Origin of the sequence: Nocardiopsis lucentensis DSM 44048 (genome assembly GCF_000341125.1) — a bacterium.
GTDB lineage: Bacteria > Actinomycetota > Actinomycetes > Streptosporangiales > Streptosporangiaceae > Nocardiopsis > Nocardiopsis lucentensis.
The window spans coordinates 842-7716 of sequence record NZ_ANBC01000755.1 but is presented as its reverse complement, the minus strand read 5'-3'; the positions used below and the strand labels follow the sequence as shown (position 1 = coordinate 7716).

7 protein-coding genes are annotated in these 6875 nt (G+C 73.5%); 2 read left to right on the top strand and 5 right to left on the bottom strand.

What is annotated here, in order from left to right:
- Window positions 1-232, top strand: a 232-nt coding sequence (locus D471_RS0126160; protein ID WP_017601351.1) for a VOC family protein, incomplete at its 5' end; no start/stop codon positions are given.
- 15 nt (window positions 233-247) lie between these two features.
- Here the strand turns inward: D471_RS0126160 and D471_RS0126155 are convergent.
- The 3 genes from D471_RS0126155 to D471_RS0126145 form a co-directional block, all read right to left on the bottom strand.
- Window positions 248-1273, bottom strand: coding sequence for a hypothetical protein (locus D471_RS0126155; protein WP_017601350.1), 1026 nt, complete (start codon window positions 1271-1273; stop codon window positions 248-250).
- Window positions 1274-1396: 123 nt separating this feature from the next.
- Window positions 1397-2227 (bottom strand): NmrA family NAD(P)-binding protein, encoded by an 831-nt coding sequence (locus D471_RS0126150; protein WP_017601349.1) that lies wholly within the window; start codon window positions 2225-2227, stop codon window positions 1397-1399.
- Complete coding sequence (locus D471_RS0126145) at window positions 2224-2655, bottom strand: nuclear transport factor 2 family protein (RefSeq protein ID WP_017601348.1); 432 nt, start codon at window positions 2653-2655, stop codon at window positions 2224-2226. The genes D471_RS0126150 and D471_RS0126145 overlap by 4 nt, the downstream gene beginning before the upstream one ends.
- Before the next feature lie 92 nt (window positions 2656-2747).
- On the opposite strand from D471_RS0126145, the gene D471_RS0126140 reads away from it, so the two are divergent.
- The gene (locus tag D471_RS0126140) at window positions 2748-3332 is read left to right on the top strand and encodes a TetR/AcrR family transcriptional regulator (RefSeq protein WP_017601347.1); all 585 of its coding nucleotides are present in this window, start codon (window positions 2748-2750) and stop codon (window positions 3330-3332) included.
- A 76-nt stretch (window positions 3333-3408) separates the two neighbouring features.
- On the opposite strand, the gene D471_RS0126135 is transcribed toward D471_RS0126140, so the two are convergent.
- Both D471_RS0126135 and D471_RS0126130 read right to left on the bottom strand, forming a co-directional pair.
- Window positions 3409-4836 (bottom strand): glutamine synthetase family protein, encoded by a 1428-nt coding sequence (locus D471_RS0126135; protein ID WP_017601346.1) that lies wholly within the window; start codon window positions 4834-4836, stop codon window positions 3409-3411.
- Window positions 4833-6671: an IucA/IucC family protein gene (locus D471_RS0126130; protein WP_040691374.1), complete on the bottom strand. Its 1839-nt coding sequence runs from the start codon at window positions 6669-6671 to the stop codon at window positions 4833-4835. The genes D471_RS0126135 and D471_RS0126130 overlap by 4 nt, the downstream gene beginning before the upstream one ends.
- Window positions 6672-6875 lie beyond the last annotated feature (204 nt).

Here is a 6875-nt window from a genome sequence, read left to right as displayed (position 1 = left end):
CACCCCCGCCGGTGGTGACGCCCCCGAGGTCGGCGGCCTCGCCCTGGGGGAGCGGGCCCGACCGGGCGGGCCGTTCGTCCTGCTCTACTCCACCGACCTGGACGCGTCGGTGGCGGCGGTCCGCGAGGCCGGGGGTGAGGTGGTCAACGGCCCCTACGCCTTCCCCGGCGGACGGCGGTTCCACTTCACCGACCCCAGCGGCAACGAGCTCGGAGTCTGGTCGCAGGACTGATCCGACCACGGCTCCTCATGAGGAGCCGTGGTTCCAGTCCCATCCCAGGGAGCCTCCCTGGCAGCGGCGTGCGAACGCGGACAGCTCCTCGAAGCCGTGGGTCCGTTCCGACCCCTGCGCGCCGTCGGTCCGGACCGACGGCGCGCAGAGGACCGACTCCCGTCCCGGCACACGTTGCAGGTCGCGGAAACCGAGGACGGCCGTGTGGCGCAGGGCCTGGCTCAGCGTCACCCGACCTGCACCGGGGGGCGGCACGCCGTACGGTTCCCGGGCTCCGGCCAGCAGCGAGGCCCCCGCCGCGGTCACGGGCGTGACGGCCGCCCCGCCCGCTTCGCCGACGCGCCCCAGCGCCGTCAGCGACAGCAGGACGGCGGTCGCACCCGCGGACAGGACGAGGACGATCCACCAGTCCGCCGCCCCCGGTCCGTCACCGGTGGAGGCGGTGAACAGCAGGACCGTCGTGAGCGCCACGGAGCCCAGCAACGTGGCCAGGGCCGAGCCGCTCGCGTCCTTCCTGCGGTGGAGGAGCCCGGCGAACGCGGCGGATCGCGTGGACAGCCCGCGGTCGACGAGCCCGCGTCGCACCCCGTCCGCCTCCGCCCCGGGTACGTCATCCACCAGGAACAGCGCGGGCATACCCGTGTGCGAGCGGATGAGCGAGAGCAGGTGGTGTTGGATCGGGTCCGGATCGCCCGGGCGCGGGCTCCCCGCGTCGCCTCCGACCAGGGTGAGCGAGGCGCCGTCCGGGGCCCCGGAGCCCCGGTTTCCGCGGGCCTCCATCTCGGTCTGCGCGCGGATCCGTCCCGTGAGGAACAGCTCCATGAGGGCGACCTCTCCCAGCCGCACGTGTTCCCTGCCGGGTTCCCCCGCCAGGTAGGCGAGCTCGTAGGGGTGAGCTCGTCCGGGTGGATCCCGGCAGGGGGCGCCCGTCCCGTCTCGGCGCGCGACACCGCCGGTGAGCCTGACCGTCAGCGGCCGTACGCCGATGGCCGTGCCCGCGCACACGCCCGCGACCAGGGCGATGATGATCCCGGCGTCCACTCCGGTCCTCCCGTCGCCGACGCTTCCAGGATCCCCCGCGTCGCCGACGCCGTCACCACGGCGGTGTGAACCCCCGGTGACCGATCGCGGGGCCGTGCCCACCGGCGGGGCGGACCGCCCCCCTCACCGGCCGACCTCCCGTTCGGCGAACGCGCCGAAGGTCCCCGGCGGGCGGCCGGTGAGCCGTTGGACGGTGTCGGTGAGGCGGTCCTCGGCGCCCCGGGCGATCGCCAGGTCCATGTCCGTGAGCATCTGGGCGTACTCCCGTGGTAGGTCGGCGGCCAACCGGTCGCGCATCTCCTCGGGGGTGAGCCGCCGGTGGGTGACGGTCCGTCCCGTGACGCGGGTGAGGACGGCGGCGACGTCGTCGTAACCGAGCGCCTCCGGTCCGGTGATGACCGGGTCGGAGTTCGGGGCCCGGGCGTCGGTGAGCGCGTGCACGGCGACCGCGGCGATGTCGTCCGCGTCCACGAACCCGACACGGCCCTCACCGGTGGCGGTGAGCAGGACGCCGTCCGACCGGACGCTGCGCGCGTGCGGGTGGTCACCGGTGAAGTTCTGCATGAACCACGAGGGCCGCAGCACCGCCCACTCGTCGAACAGGTCGGGCAGGGCTTGGTGCACCCGTCCCACGGCCGGACCGCCGGAGGGGATCGCCGACGAACTGAGCAGGACCGCGCGGCGCAGCGCGGCGGCGCGGCCCCGCATGAGGAAGGGCAGCATGACGGCGGCGGGGTCCGGGGCGCCGACCGGCGGGATGAGATAGACCCGGTCCACGCCGTCGAGGGCCGCGTCGAAGGTCGCGGGGTCGTCCCAGTCGAAGCGCACGGCCTGCCCGGTCGGGCGTCGGCTGGCCGCCCTGACGCGGTGCCCCCCGGCGAGGAGGCGGGAGACGACGCGGCTGCCGGTGGTGCCGGTGGCGCCGATGACCAGGGTCGTTCCGGGGGAGCTCACCGGTTCCTCCCGCCCGTGAAGTCGATCTCCGGGGAGCGCAGGACCGCGAGCGGATTCCAGTAGTCGCGGTAGCGGGTGATGCGGCCGTCCTCGACCCTCACCACAGCGACGTAGGTCGTGTCGAAGGGGTCGTCACCGCTCACCAGGCGACCCACCCCGCGCATCTCGACCACGATGGTCCGCGGGTCGGTGGTCTGGTGGATCTCCACGTGGGGGAAGCCGTGCAGGTCGATGTGGTCGGGGTAGTCGCGCATGTAGTCGGCGACGGCGGCCCTGCCGTCCAGCCGCCGGGGCCAGCCGTCGGGTGCGAACGGGAATTCGAGGACTCCGTCGTCGTCCCAGAGGTCGACCCAGGCGGCGACGTCCTTGTCCAGAAGCAGGCGCAGGCCGTGGCGGAACAGGTCCGCCGGTTCCGTGATCGTGGGCATGGGTGCTCCGTCCCATAGAATGCGGACCAAGGGTCCGTTTTCATGCGAAACAATACGGACCCCGGGTCCGCTTATGCAAACGGAGGAACCGCATGCCCGAACGCAAGCCGCGCAAGGACGCGGTCCGCAACCGTGCGGCCGTCCTCGCGGCGGCCGATGAACTGTTCGCCCGGTGCGAGAGCCCGGGGTCGGTCACCATGGCCGACGTCGCCGCGGTGGCCGGGGTCGGCAAGGCCACGCTCTTTCGCGCCTTCGGCGACCGCACCGGCCTGATCCACGCCCTGTACGAGACGCGGCTCGAACCGATCAGGACCGCCATCGAGGAGGGCCCGCCGCCCCTGGGACCGGACACCCCGCCGCAGCAGCGCGTCCCCGCCCTGCTCGACGCCGTCCTGTGCTTCAAGATCGACCACCGCCACCTCGCCCTGGCCCTGGAGGGAACCGGCGGCGACAGCCCCTACCGGGCGGAGCACTACGAACGGTGGCACGGGACCCTCAGGGATCTGCTGGAGCGCGTCCCCGGATTCGGCGACGGCGACTTCACCGCTCACGCGCTGCTCGCCGCCACCCGCGCGGACCTGGTGGAACACCTCGTCGGGCAGCGGCACACGAGCCGGGAGCGCATGCGGGCACAGCTGGCCGCCCTCACGGCCAGGATCCTGGCCCCGGGGAACTGAGCGCCCGGGGCGGGCCCTGGCCCCGGGGCGGACCGCCCGGTGCCCCCCGCCGCGGACGGCGGGGGCACCACCGGGGTCAGCCGCGCTCGAAGTGGCGGCGTCGCTCGAAGTCGGTGACCGACGCCGAGAACGCGGCCAACTCCGAGCGGGCGGCGGCGGCCTGGTGCCGCACCACGTCCGGGCCGAAGCAGGCGCGGGCGATGTCACTGCCCTCCCACGCCAGAACCGCCTCCTCCAGGGAGGCGGGCAGCCGGGGCCCGTCCTGGGCGAAGGCGTTGCCCGCCGTGGGCTCCGGCAGCGGCAGCGCCTGCTCGATCCCGTACAGCCCCGCCGCGATGATCGCCGCGACCGCCAGGTAGGGGTTGGCGTCCCCGCCGGGAACCCGGAACTCGATCCGCGCCGACTCCCCGGAGCCCACCACGCGGACCGGGCACGTCCGGTTGTCCAGGCCCCACGCGATGCTGCTCGGCGCGAACGCCTCCGGTGCCAGCCGCTTGAACGAGTTCATGTTCGGCGCGTACATCAGCGCGAAGTCGCGCATGCACGCCAGCTGCCCGGCCACGAAGTGCTCCATGTACTTCGACATGCCATGCCGGCCGGTCCCGTCGTCGGCGAAGACCGGCGCGCCGTCCTCGTCGCGCAGCGACAGGTGCACGTGGCAGGAGTTGCCCTCCCCGCCGTCGTACTTGGCCATGAAGGTCAACGCCACACCGGCCTGCGCGGCCAGCTGCCGGGCCCCCGCCTTGTACACGACGTGGTTGTCGCAGGTGCGCAGGGCGTCGTCGTAGCGGAACACGATCTCGTACTGCCCCGGGTGGCACTCACCGCGCGCCGACTCCACGGTCATGCCCGTGCGCTCCATCGCCGTGCGGATCCGGCGCATGAGCGGGTCGATCCCGGCGACCTCGGGAACGGCGTAGTCGGAGTTGAACCGCGTCGCCGGGGTCAGGCCCCCGTAGTCGGCCTCGAACGCGCTCTGGTAGTCGTCCCGGAACACCAGGAACTCCAGCTCGGTCCCGGCCAGGGCCCGCCAGCCGCGCTCGGCCAGCCGGTCCAGCTGGGCCCGGAGCACCTGGCGGGGCGCGACGGCCACGGGCGCCCCGTCGGCGTCGCGGGCGTCGCCCAGGACGAGCGCCGTCCCCGGGTCCCACGGCAGGTACCGCAGGGTGGACAGGTCGGGCATGATGTCGAAGTCGCCCAGACCACCGCCCCACGGGTCCGTCGCGTACCCCGGCCGGGCCTCCATCTCCACGTCGGTGGCCAGCAGGTACAGGCACGCCCCGAACCCGTCCCGGACGACCCTGTCGGTGAAGTCGCGCGGGTTGACCCGGCTGCCCTGCACCCGGCCCTGGAGGTCGGGCAGGGCGACCAGGACGTCGGCGATCGCCCCCGAGGCCACGTCCGCGCGCAACCGCTCCAGCGGAACCGGGAACGGCGGCGGCGGGGGAGACGGCGGCAGCGTCTCGGTCAGCGGCGGCAGGTCGGCGCCGAATCCGGTGGTCACTGGTTCTCCTCCGACGACGGGCCGCGGTGCAGCGGGTTGGGGATCGGCGGCGCCTCGAGGTGGAACTCGGCGTCGCGCTCGGCCCGCTCGTGGTACCCGCCGCCCAGCAGGCGCTCCCGGTTCAGGCACACGCGCTCGAACTCGGGCTGGAGCAGGTCGAAGGCGGCGAACCGCTCGGCCAGCTCGGGGAACTCCTCCTGGTAGCGCAGGATCTCGGCGCGCACCAGATCCCAGAACCGCTCCTCGGCCACGCCCAGCTGCTCCTCGACCAGCGGCGCCAGGTACCGGAAGTGCCCGATGAACAGCGACTTGGCGATCGAGGACGTCAGCTCCCGGGCGTCGAAGCGCATGAGCACACCCAGCGCCTCCTCGGGCAGGTCCGCGTACTCCGGCAGGTCGGTGTCCAACAACTTCATGTCGTCCACGAAGTCCTTGACCGCCAGCCGCACCGGGCGGTCGCGGTCGTCGTAGACCACGATCGCGTTCTCCCCGTGCGGGTTGAACGCCAGCCCGTAGCGGTAGAGCAGGTGCAGCACGGGCGGCAGGACGGCGCCGAACAGCTCGGTCAGCCACGCCTCGGCCGACAGCCCCGAGCGCTCCACCAGCTCGGCGGTCAGCGCGCGCCCCCAGCCGTCCACGTGCAGCAGGGCGGCCAGGGTACGGGCGCTCTCGTTCTCGCGCAGCTGCTCGGTGACCGGCTCGCGCCACAGCGCTCCCAGGAGCTGGCGGTGCCGGTAGGGCGCGTCGGGGATGTCCTCCAACACGGGGTGGCGGACCGCGACGGCGGCCACCTCGCCGGGAAGGATCACCTCGCACCGCTCGGACAGGAAGGCGTCCTTGTCGCGGAGCTGGTGCACCCACGTGGTGCTGGCGGGCGCGGCCCGGCACAGCTCGGTGGGGATGCCCCGGTAGACCATCGTGTTGAGGATGGCCAGCGACAGCTTCACGTTGAGCCGGTCGGGGCGGGTGAGGTTGGTGAAGGTGCGGATCGACTGCTGGGGCAGGTAGTCGTCGTCGGCGGTGCCCAGGGAGACGATCAGCCCGGCGGCCAGTTCGGCGGCGAACAGCGGCACGACGACCTCGTCCCACTGCCAGGGGTGCACCGGCATCCACACGTACTCGTCGGCGCGCTCACCCGCCTGGTCCTCCAGACGCGCGGTGAACCGCTCCAGCGACCCGGGGTCCAGTTCCCGGGCACGCAGTTCGGTCTGGGACAGACCGGGCACGCCGTGGTGCTCGGCCAGGGACCGGTGGACGGCGATCCACGGCAGGCGCTGGGCCCGGCGCTCCTCCGGCGGGTACAGCGCCCGGTCGCCCGCGGAGAAGCCCACCCGGCCCTTGTTGGCGAAGATCCACGGGTGTCCGCTCTGGTGCCCCTCCAGGTGGGCGTGGTCCAGGTCGGCCAGGTGGGCGGCGGTCGCCTCGTCCTCGGCCAGGCGGGTGTCGCAGGAGAGCGTGGACATGAGCTCGCCGACGGTGAACGCCTCCACCGCCGGGTCGACCACTCCGGCGGCCCCCAGGTCGCGCAGCAGACCGAAGGGCGTGGCCGGGGCGGTGGAGCCGTCGGGTGCGTGGCGCTCGACGCTGCCGGGCTCGACCCGCCAGGCGTCCATGCCGGTCCGGCGTCCGGTGAAGACGTAGGCCGCGCCGCCGCCGGTCTCGGCCCGCCAGCGTCCCTCGGCCTCGGGCCCCTCCGGGGCGGGCCGCAGGGCGTACTCGAAGCACAGCTCCGCGACCATCTTGGCGGTCAGGTGTTCGCAGGCGCGGTTCCACCGGTCGGGGGTCAGCTCTGTGGGCACGGGCAGCGGATCGGGCGGGGTGGGATGACTGTTCATGGTGTTCTCGCTTACGGGGAGAGTGGTTCAGCGGGCGAGCGGGTTGTCGACCATGCCGTGCATGACGTCGAACTCCGCGTCGCGCTCGGCGCGGTCGTGGAAGCCGCCGCCCATGAGCTGCTCGCGGTTGAGCGCGACCCGGCCCACCTTGGGAGCCAGCAGGTCGAACCACGCGAAGCGCTCGGCCAGCTCGGGGAAGCGCTC

Excerpts from the sequence above, each read along its gene's own strand:
- D471_RS0126140 (WP_017601347.1), top strand. The coding sequence starts at position 2,748 with ATGCCCGAACGCAAGCCGCGCAAGGACGCGGTCCGCAACCGTGCGGCC.
- D471_RS0126130 (WP_040691374.1), bottom strand. The coding sequence starts at position 6,671 with ATGAACAGTCATCCCACCCCGCCCGATCCGCTGCCCGTGCCCACAGAG.
- D471_RS0126145 (WP_017601348.1), bottom strand. The coding sequence starts at position 2,655 with ATGCCCACGATCACGGAACCGGCGGACCTGTTCCGCCACGGCCTGCGC.